This is a genomic window from Ornithinibacillus xuwenensis, assembly GCF_039614845.1.
GTDB lineage: Bacteria > Bacillota > Bacilli > Bacillales > Amphibacillaceae > Ornithinibacillus > Ornithinibacillus xuwenensis.
The window spans coordinates 92108-108165 of the sequence record NZ_JBDIML010000003.1 but is presented as its reverse complement, the minus strand read 5'-3'; the positions used below and the strand labels follow the sequence as shown (position 1 = coordinate 108165).

16 protein-coding genes are annotated in these 16058 nt (G+C 35.2%); 11 read left to right on the top strand and 5 right to left on the bottom strand.

Going from position 1 to position 16058, the window contains the following annotated elements; genetic code table 11:
- Positions 1-157 precede the first annotated feature (157 nt).
- The 3 genes from ABC228_RS09825 to ABC228_RS09815 all read left to right on the top strand — a co-directional run bounded on the left by ABC228_RS09825 (position 158) and on the right by ABC228_RS09815 (position 3909).
- Positions 158-1987: a MotA/TolQ/ExbB proton channel family protein gene (locus ABC228_RS09825; RefSeq protein ID WP_345824962.1), complete on the top strand. Its 1830-nt coding sequence runs from the start codon at positions 158-160 to the stop codon at positions 1985-1987.
- Positions 1977-2669, top strand: coding sequence for an OmpA family protein (locus ABC228_RS09820; protein ID WP_345824961.1), 693 nt, complete (start codon positions 1977-1979; stop codon positions 2667-2669). The genes ABC228_RS09825 and ABC228_RS09820 overlap by 11 nt, the downstream gene beginning before the upstream one ends.
- A 466-nt stretch (positions 2670-3135) precedes the next feature.
- On the top strand, positions 3136-3909 hold the full coding sequence (locus ABC228_RS09815; protein WP_345824960.1) for a TerC family protein: 774 nt from the start codon (positions 3136-3138) through the stop codon (positions 3907-3909).
- A 162-nt stretch (positions 3910-4071) separates the two neighbouring features.
- Here the strand turns inward: ABC228_RS09815 and ABC228_RS09810 are convergent, their stop codons facing one another.
- The 3 genes from ABC228_RS09810 to ABC228_RS09800 form a co-directional block, all read right to left on the bottom strand.
- Positions 4072-5529, bottom strand: coding sequence for a hypothetical protein (locus ABC228_RS09810; RefSeq protein ID WP_345824959.1), 1458 nt, complete (start codon positions 5527-5529; stop codon positions 4072-4074).
- A gap of 131 nt (positions 5530-5660) precedes the next feature.
- Positions 5661-6260: a YqaA family protein gene (locus ABC228_RS09805; RefSeq protein ID WP_345824958.1), complete on the bottom strand. Its 600-nt coding sequence runs from the start codon at positions 6258-6260 to the stop codon at positions 5661-5663.
- Positions 6261-6625: 365 nt separating this feature from the next.
- Complete coding sequence (locus tag ABC228_RS09800; RefSeq protein ID WP_345824957.1) at positions 6626-7462, bottom strand: FtsZ/tubulin family protein; 837 nt, start codon at positions 7460-7462, stop codon at positions 6626-6628.
- Between the two features lie 317 nt (positions 7463-7779).
- Here ABC228_RS09800 and ABC228_RS09795 point away from each other — a divergent pair, with 317 nt between their 5' ends.
- The 3 genes from ABC228_RS09795 to ABC228_RS09785 all read left to right on the top strand — a co-directional run bounded on the left by ABC228_RS09795 (position 7780) and on the right by ABC228_RS09785 (position 9842).
- Complete coding sequence (locus ABC228_RS09795; RefSeq protein WP_345824956.1) at positions 7780-8139, top strand: DUF3888 domain-containing protein; 360 nt, start codon at positions 7780-7782, stop codon at positions 8137-8139.
- A gap of 98 nt (positions 8140-8237) precedes the next feature.
- The gene (locus tag ABC228_RS09790; protein WP_345824955.1) at positions 8238-8639 is read left to right on the top strand and encodes a MarR family winged helix-turn-helix transcriptional regulator; all 402 of its coding nucleotides are present in this window, start codon (positions 8238-8240) and stop codon (positions 8637-8639) included.
- Positions 8640-8654: 15 nt separating this feature from the next.
- Positions 8655-9842: an MFS transporter gene (locus ABC228_RS09785; protein WP_345824954.1), complete on the top strand. Its 1188-nt coding sequence runs from the start codon at positions 8655-8657 to the stop codon at positions 9840-9842.
- A 131-nt stretch (positions 9843-9973) separates the two neighbouring features.
- Here ABC228_RS09785 and ABC228_RS09780 read toward each other — a convergent pair whose 3' ends face one another.
- Positions 9974-10966: a hypothetical protein gene (locus ABC228_RS09780; protein ID WP_345824953.1), complete on the bottom strand. Its 993-nt coding sequence runs from the start codon at positions 10964-10966 to the stop codon at positions 9974-9976.
- 237 nt (positions 10967-11203) lie between these two features.
- On the opposite strand from ABC228_RS09780, the gene ABC228_RS09775 reads away from it, so the two are divergent.
- The 4 genes from ABC228_RS09775 to ABC228_RS09760 all read left to right on the top strand — a co-directional run bounded on the left by ABC228_RS09775 (position 11204) and on the right by ABC228_RS09760 (position 13804).
- The gene (locus ABC228_RS09775; protein ID WP_345824952.1) at positions 11204-11362 is read left to right on the top strand and encodes a hypothetical protein; all 159 of its coding nucleotides are present in this window, start codon (positions 11204-11206) and stop codon (positions 11360-11362) included.
- Positions 11363-11494: 132 nt separating this feature from the next.
- Positions 11495-12358, top strand: coding sequence for an NAD-dependent epimerase/dehydratase family protein (locus tag ABC228_RS09770; protein ID WP_345824951.1), 864 nt, complete (start codon positions 11495-11497; stop codon positions 12356-12358).
- 33 nt (positions 12359-12391) lie between these two features.
- Positions 12392-12892, top strand: a complete 501-nt coding sequence (locus tag ABC228_RS09765; RefSeq protein WP_345824950.1) for a GNAT family N-acetyltransferase — start codon at positions 12392-12394, stop codon at positions 12890-12892.
- 105 nt (positions 12893-12997) lie between these two features.
- Positions 12998-13804, top strand: coding sequence for an alpha/beta fold hydrolase (locus tag ABC228_RS09760; protein WP_345824949.1), 807 nt, complete (start codon positions 12998-13000; stop codon positions 13802-13804).
- 208 nt (positions 13805-14012) lie between these two features.
- Here the strand turns inward: ABC228_RS09760 and ABC228_RS09755 are convergent, their stop codons facing one another.
- Positions 14013-14882, bottom strand: coding sequence for a proline iminopeptidase-family hydrolase (locus tag ABC228_RS09755; protein ID WP_345824948.1), 870 nt, complete (start codon positions 14880-14882; stop codon positions 14013-14015).
- Between the two features lie 270 nt (positions 14883-15152).
- Between ABC228_RS09755 and ABC228_RS09750 the strand changes: the two genes are divergently transcribed.
- Entirely contained in the window at positions 15153-15917 is a 765-nt protein-coding gene (locus tag ABC228_RS09750; RefSeq protein ID WP_345824947.1) for a DUF2087 domain-containing protein, read from the top strand.
- Positions 15918-16058: the final 141 nt, after the last annotated feature.

Below are 16058 nucleotides of genomic sequence, written 5' to 3'. Positions count from 1 at the left end.
ATAATAAACTATGTGCTGAAGATGTTATTTATCACAAAGCTACATTTGTTAATAAATTTTTATGAATCTCGATGCTTCATACATGATTTGTCCAAGTTTTGAATAGGATGAAATAAGATGATTTTTGGTCGAATTTGTTAAGGTGGGAGAGGTAATTGTGGTGCAATTTATGTTAGAAATATTTACAAGTGAAGAAAAGGCAGAGGCTATTTTAGCTAGTCCACTAATAGAGCTTATTTTTATGATTCTAATTGCCGGGTTTCTTTTTGCATTTACTTTTCACATTCTTTTATACAGTAAACTGAAGAAACTACGAAACTATCTTCGTGACACGAATCGAATGGATATGGAACCACTTCATACACTTCAAAATCAATACAAAAAGCGACAACAAGAAGACACGGTAGAGGTAGAAACATTCGTTCAGGAGAGATTTTCTAATTGGCGTGTTTTGGGTTTTCCAGTTATTAGTCTTATTAAAATGATTCAAATGACAGTTTCCGTATTTATCTTAATTGGGGTGCTAGGGACATTTATTGGACTAACGATGTCCTTGGGAAGCATTAATGCGACAGGTGATCAAATAGTTGAAAATGTTGCTGCTGTTCTTTCAGGTATTGATGTTGCATTCTACACCAGTATAGCGGGAATGGGCTTTTCCCTTGTAATGACAATAGCACTTAAAATGATGAATACGGAGTATATGCTTACGGATATTATGCTGAAGGTAGAATCTCAGCTTGAGAGAAGTGATGAAAGCAGCATGGTTAAGCTCATAAACGTTTCCGAGATGATTAATCAATCGATTCAAAGCCTTCAAGAAACGAATCAACAATCCCTGGGGAGTATTGAACGTGCATTTGAAGGATTCCAAGAATATACAACCGGACTACAGCAATCGGCAAGAGATTTAGCGCATTTTAATGATGGACTTTCACAAAATTTAAAGGAATTTCAAACATTATTTGATCAAATGAAAGAAGTAACAGATGGCTTTGGTAAAGGTACAACCCGTTTAAATGAGAATTTTGAAGCGCTATTTTCTTATTTTCAAAAAATGGATGCTAGAAATGACAGGATGGCTAAAGTGTTTGAGAATACCTATGAAAAAGTAAAAGAGGTTTCTACTTCACAAATGAATACGTTAAATCATTTTGAGGAGTCGGTAGTAGATTTAAAGAACTTTAGCTCATCCATCGTAGAAGGACAAAACTCTGTAAAAGACTCTATTAGTAAAATTATTCATCAGAGCTACGATATCGTCAAGAAGATGGAAGCGCATAATAAGGAGTTTAAACAAGTGTTCGGAACGGATTTATCGACCAAATTATCGGGGATTACAAATTACTTAGGGGAATTATCAAGGGACTTTGACCGACTTGGGGAGTCGATTGTTACATTGCCACAGGCATTAGAAGTCATTAATCAAACACAAGTGGAACATAAACATTTGCTATCAGATCGATTCGAAGAATTAAAACACTTCAATAAAACGTTTAGTAATCATATAAAGGAACATACAACTGAATCCATGATGTTTGAAAAACAGGTGCGTGAGGCTAGTAAAACATATGACCAGGTAGGTATGAAGAATAATCAACTAATACAAGAAATAAATACAACCATAACGCAAATGAACCAAGCATTTAGTCACCGGGAGAATCAGTTAGAATCTAGTGTAGGATTTTTAAAGGACACGCTTTCAAAATACGTATCAAGCTTAGAAGGAACGCTTGGGAATAGAATGGACCAAGTGGTTCGTAATATTTCTGACTCGATGGAGAAGACAAATGATACTATCACACGAGAATTTATGGAGATACGTCGAATATCGGAGCAGATTCATCAAAGTAATGCCCGATACACACAGCAAATGCTTCAGGAATTAGGTAGGGAAATCCAAGCATTGAATCGACAATTAAGTACTGTTAGTCAGCAAGGTGCTCCAAGACAAACGGGTATAGGAATGAACCAAAATGGATACTAAATATCAGCGGTTATTTAAGAAGGAAAATGATGAAGGTCATTTTTGGCCATCATTTACAGATTTATTAACCATCATTTTATTGTGTTTCATCCTACTATTTATTGTCATGATGGTAATTAAGTCACTACAAATTGAGGAAATGAAACGTACAATTGATCAAATAATGGGCGTTCGTGTGCAGTTGGTTAACGAGTTAAAGAATGAGTTTAGTGATACCTCATCTGGCATTACCGTTGATGAAGAAACTGGTGCCATTATTTTTGATACGGATATTTTATTTGAATTCGATAAAGCAGCGTTAAAGCCAGCATCATATGAATTTTTGGATGAATTTGTTCCTAAGTATTTAGATGTGTTACTTGGAAGTGGCTATGAAGAATATGTAGCGGAAATTATTATAGAAGGTCATACTGATCGAAGTGGAGGTTATCTATATAATCTAAAGCTTGCTCAGGATAGGGCTTACAGTGTTGCATCCTATATTCTTAGTGAAGACTTTCCTTATAAGAATATACAGGAGCATTTACAGGGGAAACTGACTGTAAATAGTAAATCATATACGGATTTTCGAACAAGCGAAGATGGCCAATATAGTGCAGAGGCATCGAGAAGGGTTGAGTTTAAGTTTCGATTGAAGGATGAGGAGATTTTGAATCGTACACGGGAGATTTTAGGAGAATAAGGATAGTGGTTGTTATTTACCCAAAATTCATATAAGATTAGCACGCCTATTGACATATCTCCTTTTATAGATTAGTATAAAATTAATTGAATAGTTACCCTCAAAGGGGAGTAGCTTTAACAACAAAGTCGTCATTACGGAAATGTACATTTCTCGGCTTTGTTGGCAACGGACGTTGTTAGCAAGACCTTTGCCTATTGGTAAAGGTCTTTTTATATGCTCTTGTAACACTTGAGGAAAAGTTTCTGGAAAATATAGAGCTTATTATACACCTTTATCGATTTTGGTAAAGGTTTTTTTATTTGCCAACGGGGTCTGTCAATCCAATACGTATGAAAGGAGAGACTGTTATCCATAAATGTTCAATAAAGCAAATTAATATGGATAATACTAATCATGTTTAGGTGAGTAATTTAAAGAACGAAACTAAGTAAACAAAAAAATTGGATAAAAAGGAGCGTTTTAATTGGAATTATCTATTCTACTTGAATATGGTGGAGTACTACTATTATTAATTGCATTAGAAGGTTTATTAGCAGCAGATAATGCTCTAGTATTAGCGATTATGGTGAAGCACCTACCTGAAGAGGAAAGAAAAAAAGCGCTATTCTATGGTCTCGCAGGTGCATTCGTTTTCCGATTTGGTTCACTATTTATTATATCTTTTCTGGTGGACGTATGGCAGGTGCAAGCAATTGGTGCTTTGTATCTATTATTTATTGCGATTAATCATATTGTCCGGAAGATTTACTTCAAGGATAAAGAAAAGAATGTTGATGAAAAGAAAAAATCTGGATTCTGGGGAACTGTATTTCGGGTTGAACTAGCAGATATTGCATTTGCTGTTGATTCTATTTTAGCTGCAGTAGCTTTGGCTATGACATTGCCTAACACCAATCTTCCTAGTATAGGTGGAATGGATGGTGGGAAATTCCTTGTCATATTTACTGGTGGATTAGTAGGATTAATCATTATGAGATTTGCCGCTAACTTATTTGTGAAATTACTTCATGCTAGACCTGGATTAGAAATTGCTGCATTTGCCATCGTTGGATGGGTAGGGGTTAAACTATTAGTACTAACGCTAGGACATCCAGACATCGGAATCATTTCATATGAATTTGCCCACTCTAAAGAGTGGAAGCTAATATTCTATACAGTATTAATTGGAATAGCGGCAGCTGGATGGTTCTTAGCGAAGGACAAGGGAGATAAACCTACTGAAAACATGGAAGGGTAACGATTAATCGCCTCCATCACTTATTTTGTTTCAGATGCCTTTTATAACAAATGTAACATTACAACAACCTTACTCATTGGGAGTAAGGTTGTATTATTATGAAGGTTTGAAATAAGACGCCTGGCTATGGTAGCAATAGACACTGTTAGCGTAAAGGACCTTTTACTCATACAAATAATTTTCTTTTAAAATCCCTGTTTCTACATAACTTACTTCACCAGTGATGGCGTTTATTTTTTCAATATGGCCTCCAGTTCTTGGAAAGTTAATTCCATAGGATAATGTGTACACATCTTGTTGATCAAAGTACTTAACAACACGAGTTAACACCATTTCAATTTCACTGAAAAATCGCAATTCAGCTTCCTTTAAAGAAATAACTGGTGTAGTATTGATGTCATAAAGGCTCTTTTCTTGTTTTCTGGTTAATCTGGTTACCGAACATCCACGGATGAGACCGGTGTATCGTCCAACGTCTATATTAGCTTCAAGGTTTTCAATTTTAAATCCATCATGTTGACGATAAAAGGTAAACATTTGAGTAGGTTCGGGTTCTAGATAATCTTCCCAAGATTCATCTTCGTCTATATCAGAGTTAATTTCTTCATCTAAATCATTTTCTTGTAATTCTTCTGAATGTTCTTCGACTGGAGTTGGTTCTTCTAATACGTATTTTTGATTTATGTTTCCTTCTACCAATTCCAAATATTGAAGAGCTATCTCTGTTAATTCCTTTAGAGATATTGGTTTCAAACCCTCAGATTTTTCAAATGGAGTATTTGAAAAACTAAAGTGTCTCAACTCATTATCGAAAATTGAGACAAGTGCTTCTTCTTCCATATCCTCATTATTAGAGAGAAAGGAATCAACCCAAATTGTTGCGTTTTCTTCACCTGTTTTCTTTTGTAAGGAATGAGGAACACCAAGTAGTTCTTCTTTCGTCTTAGTTGGTTTTACAGGTGGTATTTGTAGTGTAGCTGGTTTTTTAGTTCCCAAAAAATCTGTAACAGTATCAATTGCACCATCAACCCCGATGCCCATTATGGAATGGTTTGGGTGATAGATTAGTTCTGCCTCTGAATGACTATCATTGATATCTGGAAAATGAATCGCCAGTTGAAGATAATTAGCATTCTTTAATTTTTCTTTTGCCTCTTGTTCTGTGATTTTAATGCTCGGATATTCCAGGTTTATTTCGCTCCGTCCAACATTAGCGGTTGTTAGCACAGCATCTCTTGTGAAATAAAGGGTGCAACCAGTGTGGGGAAGTAATAGTGCGAGCTTTGGATCTCTTTCTTCAAACGTTACCATGAAGTTATTGCTGCTCCACTCATTGAACATACTAAAATGAACCTCTTTTTCTAAAAAAGTATCAACAAATAATTGTGCTTTATGTAATATTTCTTTTTGCCTAATCGGGATATCATAAGGTAACTGCACTTCATCCTCGTAGTCAATCTCACTTTCAAATCCGATTAATTTATACTCATCAAAGTGTACATAACCATATACTTCTCTAGTCTGTTTATCGACAATTTCGCTAGAGTATTCGTTTTTTATGATTTCTATTTCTGGACTTCCTGGAATAAAAGGCATTAAATTACGCGCTAGTTCTTGCATGTTCTTACACTCGCTCCTTCTATGAAATGTTGACGTTCGTAGTAAGAATATCTTAGCATATCAATGAATAATACTCTCTTATGAATTAATCCAATAAAAAAATAAAGAGCCAAATGATTCTGGCTCTTCGGTTATCCAACATAATTCTTTTGCTTTTCAATGTTAATTTGTTTCACTCGCTGGATCCTTCTTTTTATATAAAATATACCTAACAAGATGATAGCGATTCCGCCCATAATATAGGACAGGTATGAGGTGACAAATTCTTCTGATGCCTGACCATAAAAATAGAACGCAAGTCCAACCACATAGTATTTAACCGCTCTTCCGATTGCTGCATAACCAATTAGCTTCCATAGCGAGTATTTAAAGCAACCTGATAAGATCGTAAACACTTTAAAAGGTATCGGTGTAAATGCACCAATTAATATTGCAGCTTCTCCATTTTTTTTGAAGGAGTCTGTTGCTTTATCAATCCATTTTTGTTTAATAAATTTTTGTAAGACGGGTTCCCCTAATGCCCTTCCAATTAAATAGCCGAAGGGAGTACCTAATAGACATGCAATATAGCCTAATGTCGCAAGCCAAATTGCAGAAGAGGGGTCTATCATACTAAGCGATACCTGTGTAAAAAATGCGGGAATAGGGAATATTATCGCATCAATAAATCCATGAATAAACATTCCAATGAAGCCGAAATCTTCAAAAAACTTACTCGCCTGTTGGACCATGCCAAAACTCCTTCTATAACGACCTGTTAATTAGATTATGCTAGATTATAACTCTAAGTGTCTAGTAATAACCTAATATCTTATAGCTAGTTTAGACATTGTATCTAGTATTTAAACGGAAATTTTAAAAAATAAAAAAACGATTCTCTACCGAATTTGGTACAGAACCGTTCACAAATGTATTATTCCTAAAGTGAATTCTTTAAAAGTTATTGTCTATTTTTAGGATAACGTTCTTTTCCTTTCATATCATTTAATTCTTCTTTACTTTTGTTCTTTTTTTTCTTATTTTTCGACATGAAAAAATCCCTCCTTAGATGATTAGTGTGGACGGATTTAGTGGAATAATGCATAGATGATGCATCTTAGCGAATTTCTTTTTCAATAAATTTTTGCCATCTTTTAATAAAGCTTTTGTACTTTGTTTCCGTTTTTATATTAATGCTTGGGTTTTCAACAGGATCCTGAAGGCCATTTACTAGTAGACTTATTTTGAAGTGATGACCTGGCTCATCAATAAAATACGAGCCTAATTTAAATAAATCTGCTTTATCAAATAGGTCATTTAGTCGTAAGTTTATTTGGCGAAATGCAGCCATATCTACATCTCGAGTGTAACCAATATTAATAATTAATTGTTCCCCCTCAGTAAAATCCTTTGGTAAGTAGGGCGTAGCGATTAAGTACTTTAAGGGTTCATCAAATGAGTCTCCTTCAATTGTATGGACAAATAATGGACCTCTATTTCTTTGAATAAAGGATTTAATATCATGAAAATCGATATTTATTTTTCCAGTTTCATCGACCATCTCACGCAATGTTTGACTGGTTTGTTCTTCAATCTTATCAAAGGCTAACTGGGCATCATGTATTGGTGTAGTTGGATCAATGGTTTCCATTAACCCATCACTGTCGAAGAAAATAACTGCATCACAAAATTCTTTCATCATAAAATATTGTTCTCTGGCAGTAAATTGTCTTCTTTTACCTTCAAATCGAAAAGGGAAGCGAAAGATGCCAATTAATAGTGCTTTACTTTCTCTTAAGGTCTGCAATTTCTGACTGAGGGCTTGTGTCTCACTTGGATTACCGCCAATAAAGTGGTAAAAGCACAAATCATCACGTTCTAGTTCAGCACGAATCGATTGCTTTGTATCTGAAAAATCTGTATCCATCTTAAAAAGTCCAAAAAATCTCTCCATGTCGCCTCTCCCAACTTTATTATTTCATTATGTTCACCATAATATCAGATAAATCTCATGATGTTTGTCACATTTTGTTAAGAAAAATAACTAGTTTTGTTGAAAGGGGATAAATTAATCCTAATTCTTAGTTAAGTTAGACTATAAGTGATTGGAGGCACAAAATGTACTTTGGAGAAACATCGATATAGAATTATTTGACTGCTAACCAAACCTGCATAGTTTTATACTTTTTTACAACAATAAGATTTGTAAAACAGGAGAAAAAAGGAGCAATCGCATGAAAAAGTTTTACTTTATTATTCGTGATGGTATTTATGTTACCTACATGTCTTGTTTATGCAACAACCATAAATGAAACCGAATCACAGCTATGTGATGCGTATAAATATGCACTTATTCAAAGTCTTAGAGCCCCGGTAGAAAAAGGAATACAATCAATTTATAAGGATGATAAACATGCACCTGAATCTCTTTCTTGGGATGCCTATGATACAGAAGTTCTGCAAATCAGGCAGTTATATGGTGTTGGAGGTTCATATGAAATAACCTTAAAAATAAAGCCCTGCTATCGTGCGCATATTACTTATGGTGTTGATGAAATAACAATACGCTCGGATGGTACGTTAATACGCTATGAGCATCTAAAAACTTATCCCATAGTAGATTTCAATTAATAGAAATATCATAAATGCGACTATACACACTTAGAAAAAGGGTGTATGATAGTATTTGTCTGATAAATACTTACCTAGCTAACTATTTGGAGGTCTCTATGTTAAACCAAGATTTGTTGCATGTATTGAATCAACGAGTACGTTATTTCCAAAAACATTTAAATGACCGCTTAAAAAAACATGATTTATATCATGCACAGTGGTCCATTCTATACTACTTAAATAAAAATGGTTCAAAAACGCAATCAGAAATTACGAACTATTTTCATGTTGAAGCGCCAACCATTACACGAACCGTAAAACGGATGGAAGAAAATGGCTGGGTAAAACGAGTACATGGCGCTGACAAACGTGAGCGGTTTATTGAATTAACGGAATATGCCAAAAGCAAGTATGCTGAGATTTTAACGACAGTTTCCGAGCATGAAGATGTAATTCTTGCTAATCTATCGGAGGAGGAGAAGAAACTTCTTCTTACCTTACTACAGAAATTAAATTAAGAGAGGTTCGACAGCATGAGTAATCACAAGAATAAAATTTGGACGAAGGACTTTGTTAATATTTCTCTTACACAGTTTATTGTATTTGTTGCATTCTATACCTTGCTAACTACATTGCCAATATTTGTTTTAACAGTATTAGATGGATCAGAAGCGCAAGGTGGATTAGTAGTCACCAGTATGTTAACTGCTGCTATTATAATAAGGCCATTTTCTGGAAAACTATTAGAAAAAGTAGGGAAGAGGAATGGATTAATTTGGAGTACGGTATTGTTTACAGCTACTATGTTTTTTTATGCTGGAATTGATAGCTTTCTAGTGTTAATGATTCTTCGATTTATCCACGGCTTGTCCTTTGGAGTGCTGACAACTGCAACTAGTGCTATTGCTGCGGATGTGGTTCCAGAGGAAAGAAGAGGAGCAGGTCTTGGGTATTTTGCGATGTCGATGAATATCGCTATGGTGGTTGGTCCTTTTCTAGGCCTTACGTTAATTCAGTATATTAGCTTTGAATCAATGTTTATAATCATTAGCCTGTTTATGGCTATTGGGGCTATATGTGCACTGCAAGTTCATGTTACCAATGAAATGGAACAGGAGGAACTAGAAGAGGGGAAGAAATTTTCAATTCATGAACTAATCGAGGTGCGCGCAGTACCAATTGCTATTATTAGTCTATTTGTTGGAATTGCCTATTCTAGTATTCTATCCTATGTTAGTGTGTTTGCAAATGCTTTAGATCTTGCGAGTGTTGCCAGCTATTTCTTTGTTGTATTTGCAATTGTAATGATTATATCAAGACCCTCACTTGGACAGCTATTTGACGTAAGAGGTCCAAGCTATGTCATTATTCCATGCCTAGTGGTGTTTAGTATTGGTTTAATACTGTTAAGTATTACGAATAATGCTTGGTTGTTTTTAATTGCGGCAGCTGTTATTGGTCTTGGTAGTGGGTCATTATTACCGAGCTTTCAAACTATGTGCATTCAGACTGCGAAAAAAGGGCGGAGTGGCCATGCTACAGCAACCTTCTTTATTTTTTGGGATATTGGTATTGCAACAGGCTCGTATGTACTTGGATTAATCGTTGCTATGTTTAGCTTCCAGGTACTATATCTCGTTTGTGCAGGATTATTAGTAGTTGTCCTTGGGTTATTTATAGTGCAACAGGCTAGTGAAAGAAGTAAGACGAATGCGGCATAAACGCTTTCATTAATTAGGCATAAAAAAGGACTGTAGTGTTTAGCTAGGGAACCTAGCCATTTACTACAGCCCACATATGTTTAACTTATTTAATCCACTATCATGTATTTGATTCTGAAAAGATTATCGTCTTATTGTGCACTTAAGTCAACATATTCCCAAGGAGTGATTCTATACGTGAGATTTTGGATGATTTTCCACTCATCATTTATTTTGACAATAACAAAACCTAATTCCGTAAGGTCAAGTGATTTATTTTCTTCATATTCTACACTTACGTTAATTGCATATGCTTCCGTCGCTTCTTCAATTGGCATTTCTCTAAATGGTAGAAGCTCGTCAATTTTGACATTTGCAACCATTGGTCTTGATTCCTTATCTAGTTGGAAGAAGCTTTCATTGCTTGAAAGAATGTTTTGCTTTATAACCTCTTGTTCTTCATCAATCCACAATTCAATCATACCACGTAAATCATCAACAGATTCACGATTTCCTAATGATAAAAATTCTGTAGCAAATAATTTCGCTAGCTCTGCAGCAGCTTCTTGACTGTCATTAGCTGGAACTACTTCAGCATTATTAGATCCCCAAAAATCAATAGGTTCAAGTGGTTGTGCAAAATTATACCAGTCAATTTCCCATGTTGAATCAGCATTGTTATAAGAAAGTAATATGCCAGTAGATTCATAGTTTTCTTTGTCGTCATTGTCTTTAAAAAGTACTTTTGTGTTAATAATGTATACTGGGGAGTAAGTTTCATCCTCATAATAATCTCCGAGATCAATTAACTCTTTAATAATAACATCTTTTACTTCAAAGGATTCTTGACCGTTATTTGTGATGAATGCCAACTCATCCATAAAAGATTGATGCCATTCCTGGTCTCCACTCATATATTCCGTTCCTTTAAAATTGGTTGTTGATGAAAAATCAGTATTTGAGTATGCAGCTTTTATGTATGATTTGACAGTCTCTGCCGCGGCTTTCTGATTCTCATCTGTTAATTCGATGTCTTGCTCTTTTACTTCAGTTTTTTCTTCTTGATTAGCTTTGTCTTCTTGGCCACAAGCAGCTATCAGAATAGTAGAAATTAATAAGACCATTAATAACTTAAGATGTCTCATTGGATCATCTCCTCTTTGTATGTAATATTTTTGTAATATAGAGACATGAGACTATTTTACTATACTTTTAGAACTGAAGAAGTGGTAATTTTTGGATTTGTTCAGTCTAGGGTCTGAAAGTCGTTCCGTATGAAGTATGGAAATTTTGTGCTCGAAAATCAGTCGCGGTCCCGAGGTTAATAACAGGGGAGATGAGTAAGATAGAACTGTAAGCTAACCAATCGAGGAGGTAATAACATGTATACTGATATATATCGAATGTTAACGGAAGAAAAAATGAAGGAATTGCGAGCATACGCATCTGAACATGGGCGTTATGGCATTAGTAAAAAGGAGAAATCACAAACAAGAATTCGCCGTTCCATTCCCTTTATGCGAGCCAAAAAAGTAGGCTAGTAATTGGTCACTCCTCATTTCCAAATGGGGAGTGTTTTATTGGAATCGTTTGAAAGTTGTTATTTTAGCGATTATATACCATAATGAAGGAACGAAAAGAGTTTTAATTTTTAGAATGGGAGGAAGTTCTTAATGAAAACAGCTTTAGTCTTTGGCGGCACACGATTTTTTGGGGTTAATTTAATTGAAGCTTTAATCGATGAAGGAGTATCTGTAACAGTAGCTACTCGTCAAAACAGTAGCGATCCGTTTGGGGACAAAGTAGAGCGGTTAAAGGTAGATCGATTCGATGAGGCTTCCGTAAGGTCTGCAGTTAAAGGAAGAGAGTGGGATGTTGTTTTTGACCAATTATGCTTTTCATCTGATGATGCAGCAATTATTCAGAATGCTTTAGAAGGAAAAATGAAGCGATATGTTTTTACATCTACGCTGTCAGTATATGATTATGGTGCAAGAATGAGCGAAAAGGTGTTTGATCCATATTCCTATGATTTAAAAATGGTAGATAAGCAGGAGGTTACCTATCAAGAAGGGAAGCGTCAAGCTGAAGCGTACTTCTTTCAGAAGGCATCATTCCCAGTTGTTGCAATGAGAATACCGATAGTTCTTGGAGAAGAGGATTATACAGAACGATTACATCACTATGTAAGAAGTGCTAAGGAAGAAAAAATGGTATATTTCCCAAATCCTGATGCGGAAATGTGTTTTGTTCATCAGCGTGAGGCAGGTAATTTCCTATCATGGATTGCGAAAACAGATTTCACTGGTCCAGTAAATGTCTGTGCAAATGGTTATATAACTATGAAGCAACTAATGACGTTAATAGAAAATAAAACCGGGCAGGCAATAAAAATTACAACGGAACAACAATTAGAGTCACCGTATGCCATAGCGGAAACATGGACTCTCAGTAACGAAAAGGCAACAAAACTAGGATATCAGTTTACAGATTTAGAAGAATGGTTGCCAGAACTAATAGACTATTTGGCTAAATAAATCAAGGTTGATGGCGCTTAGAAGGATTGAATAATGGAAATTAAGCTGGCAAGTAAAGATGATATTAATGAAATCATCCGAATCATAAAGGATGCTATTCAGGATATGGATTCAGAGGGTATCCATCAATGGGACAATGTATATCCTAATGAGGAAATTGTTCTACATGACATTCATGAAGGTACAATTTACGTGCTGATTGATAACAAGCAGGTAAGAGGATTTTTAACGCTTAATGAAGATTATGAAGAGGAATATAATACAATTAATTGGAGATATCGAGATGGTAAAAACCTAATCATTCATCGTTTATGTGTCGATCCGAAGTTTCAGGGTAATGGGATTGCCAGGGCGCTAATTTATTTTGCAGAGAGGTTCGGTATTGAAAATAAATATACATCCATTCGGTTAGATTCCTTTATCAGTAATCATCGAGCATGCAAATTGTATGAAAAGAACGGCTATGAGGTAAGAGGGTCTGTTACCTTTAGAAAAGGTAAGTTTCTGTGTTTTGAGAAAAAATATTATAAATAGATGGTGCTAGGTATTCCTGTCAGTGGGAGTTCCTAGCACTTATTTTGTATTTTTTGAAATTTTCTATTAAAATAGCAATGATAGACTTCAGAAAGTGAGGTACTTATGAAAAATAATACTTACGAATGGGGAAATAAAGAGAATACCACATTAGTTCTATTGCATGGAATGGGTGGTACAGGGTTAAAGTATGGTGAATTAGCGGGTTATTTAAATGATTTTCACATTGTAGCGTTTGACCTTGCTGGTCATGGTGGGGCAATTTCCTTTGAAAGAGAAGAAGATTATTACCCGTCATCTATAGCAAAATATACAAATGAACTAATAACAGACATGAATATATCAGATTTTTATCTCGTTGGACATTCATGGGGGGCACATATAGCATTATATTATGCCAAAATGTATTCTGATAAGGTTAAAGGAATCATTTTATTGGATGGCGGTTACATACCAGATAGTGAAATAAGCTCTCTAGATGTTGAACTGGAACAAATTGAAAAGTTTTATGAAAATATTCGTTTTCCATCATGGGAAGCGTTTATTGCCTCAGAGAAATCAGAGTTGGATAGATGGTCGGAAGAATTGGAGGCAGGATCAAAATCTCAGGTTAAAGAAATAGATGGCGAAATTCTTCTCGCCACTTCCATATTTACGGCAAAAGCAGTGGTTAAGGGAATTTATGCTGAACCGACCAAGGATATCCTAAAGGAGATAGCCTCTCCAACTTTATTATTACTTAGTAGTCTTCCAGATGAGATGAAAGATATCCGGGAAGCTGGATCTAAAGAATTTATCTCATTAGTTAAAAACGTAACAGTGAGAACTATTCCTGATACGACCCATAATATTTATGTGGACGCACCTCAAGAAGTTGCTGACTATATGAAACGTTGGATACAATACTATTAGTAAAGAAGGATTAAATGAATTACATACTTCATGAAGTAGTCGTTTGTAATGTTTATAGAAATGTCCTTCATGACTATGATGGAGGACATTTCGTTTAAAACCCGATTAGAAATATGTCCTTCACACGAAGAATGAAGGACTACAACTCTAATCCAATGCCTACGAAATATTAATGTCCGCATCAGGACAACTAGCAAGATGATTCCATTTAATCTGCTAAAAACTCCCGCATAATACGAAGGTATTCCTCCGTTTCTTCAATATAGGGCATATGTGAACTATTTTCAAAGACATGAAATTCACTATTTGGTGTCAGTCTACTAAAGTATTCAGTAGATTCTGGCGTTGCTTCATCGAATCGTCCGCATGTATAAAGTGTTGGTATGTGAAACGAATTCAATTCATTTGTGCAATCAAAGCTTTTAAGACTACCTGCTACGTGAAATTCAGAAGCTCCCCACATCATATTATAGATTTCGGAGTTTTTGTAAGCAGCACCTTCTTTTAGGAATTCAGGTCGTTGCTCCTCTGGAATTCTACAAACAAAATGGCTATTGAATACTTTCGTTGCTTCTTTATATGCAGTGCTGTCTGTTGTACCATCTTTTTCACATTCACGAATCGTGTTTTGCACGTTAACAGGAAGCTGTTGTAGATTTCTTTGTTGATCTTCAGCCCATCTAGGAGCACTTAAACAAGGACTTGAAAAGATGATTCCTTGAACTCCTTCTGGGTGAGATAAGTAGTATGCGGCAGCTAGAGTAGTCCCCCAGGAATGCCCGAGCAGATAAAATTCCTTAAGCTGTAGTCCATCTCTTAATTGTTGCAGCTCCTCTACAAATCGGTCGATATTCCATAAGGAAGTATCTGATGGCCGATCTGATTTTCCACATCCTAATTGATCGTAGAGGATAACGGGTCGTATAGTTGATAATGCCTTTAATCCTTGTAAGGACCAGTGTGAAGATCCAGGTCCACCGTGCAAAATGATTACAGGGGCGTTATTAGTATGAGCATCGTGCATTTGATACCAAACTCTTCCACCAGTTACCTCGACAAATCCTTCTTTCATTGACAATGAATATTCCTCCTAACAAAGCATTGTAAATCTATAGTATCACTAAAATAGAATAAAGAAGTATATTCGAATCAATTGTATCTAGAAAATCATTTTTAATGATGTTAGGCTAGGCCTATGGGAGTAAGAAATATTCGTTTAATAGATATTTATGAAGACACTAATTCTCATGATGATGGAAATTAGGGTCTTTTTTCATTGTTGATTTTTTGTAAACAAAAGTATATTATGTTTATAATATAAATAAACGTAATGAGGAAGTGTTTGTTAATGGAAAGAGATAGTTTGTTTTGGAATGCTTCAATTGAAGAACTTCAAAAAGGATATACCTATCAGTCAAGCTCAGATGAATATATCTGTCTTTTCTGTAATAGAAGATTTGAAGACGGTGTTATCTATCCAACAGAGAACCTCCTACTTGAGGCAAAAAAGGCTATCGTATATCACATTAAAGAGACACATCGGTCTACGTTTGATTATTTATTAGGGATGGATAAGAAGTATACGGGATTATCTGAACTTCAAAAGGAGCTACTTCAGTACTTTAAAAAAGGATTAAGTGATAAGGAAATCGTTAAGGAAACTAGTGGAGGAAGTACATCAACAATACGGAATCATCGATTCAAACTAAAAGAAAAAGAAAAGCAAGCTAGAATTTTCTTAACGATTATGAGTTTGATTCAAGAAGAGGAAGCACCAACAATTAGACAGGATGAATTTATTAGTATTCATAAGGGGGCGAAAATGGTGGATGACCGTTACGCAATCACAAAGGAAGAAAAGGATAAAGTCTTATCAACCTATTTCCATAAAGATGGGACTCTAGGCACATTTCCAAGTAAAGAAAAACGAAAAATCATTGTTTTACAGCATATCTTAGGGTTGTTTAATGGTGAGAAGATTTACACGGAAAAGGAAATAAATGAAATATTAAAAACTATTTATAGTGATTTCGTTACAATTAGAAGGTATTTGATTGAGTATGGATTTATGGAGCGCAATAAGGATGGTAGCGAATATTGGATTAAACAATAAGGCGATAGCTGCAGGATGAAAATAATATCGAGATGTACTATTCACCTACTCCCAAAAGGCAAAAGGCATTGTGAAAATAATGCCTTTTGCCTTTTGGGCTACTCCGAATATACAATGTCTTTGTGTATCCTCTACAAGTTA

Excerpts from the sequence above, each read along its gene's own strand:
- ABC228_RS09750 (WP_345824947.1), top strand. The coding sequence starts at position 15,153 with ATGGAAAGAGATAGTTTGTTTTGGAATGCTTCAATTGAAGAACTTCAA.
- ABC228_RS09775 (WP_345824952.1), top strand. The coding sequence starts at position 11,204 with ATGTATACTGATATATATCGAATGTTAACGGAAGAAAAAATGAAGGAA.
- ABC228_RS09820 (WP_345824961.1), top strand. The coding sequence starts at position 1,977 with ATGGATACTAAATATCAGCGGTTATTTAAGAAGGAAAATGATGAAGGT.
- ABC228_RS09790 (WP_345824955.1), top strand. The coding sequence starts at position 8,238 with ATGTTAAACCAAGATTTGTTGCATGTATTGAATCAACGAGTACGTTAT.
- ABC228_RS09765 (WP_345824950.1), top strand. The coding sequence starts at position 12,392 with ATGGAAATTAAGCTGGCAAGTAAAGATGATATTAATGAAATCATCCGA.
- ABC228_RS09785 (WP_345824954.1), top strand. The coding sequence starts at position 8,655 with ATGAGTAATCACAAGAATAAAATTTGGACGAAGGACTTTGTTAATATT.
- ABC228_RS09795 (WP_345824956.1), top strand. The coding sequence starts at position 7,780 with ATGTTACCTACATGTCTTGTTTATGCAACAACCATAAATGAAACCGAA.
- ABC228_RS09805 (WP_345824958.1), bottom strand. The coding sequence starts at position 6,260 with ATGGTCCAACAGGCGAGTAAGTTTTTTGAAGATTTCGGCTTCATTGGA.
- ABC228_RS09800 (WP_345824957.1), bottom strand. The coding sequence starts at position 7,462 with ATGGAGAGATTTTTTGGACTTTTTAAGATGGATACAGATTTTTCAGAT.
- ABC228_RS09780 (WP_345824953.1), bottom strand. The coding sequence starts at position 10,966 with ATGAGACATCTTAAGTTATTAATGGTCTTATTAATTTCTACTATTCTG.
- ABC228_RS09770 (WP_345824951.1), top strand. The coding sequence starts at position 11,495 with ATGAAAACAGCTTTAGTCTTTGGCGGCACACGATTTTTTGGGGTTAAT.
- ABC228_RS09810 (WP_345824959.1), bottom strand. The coding sequence starts at position 5,529 with ATGCAAGAACTAGCGCGTAATTTAATGCCTTTTATTCCAGGAAGTCCA.
- ABC228_RS09760 (WP_345824949.1), top strand. The coding sequence starts at position 12,998 with ATGAAAAATAATACTTACGAATGGGGAAATAAAGAGAATACCACATTA.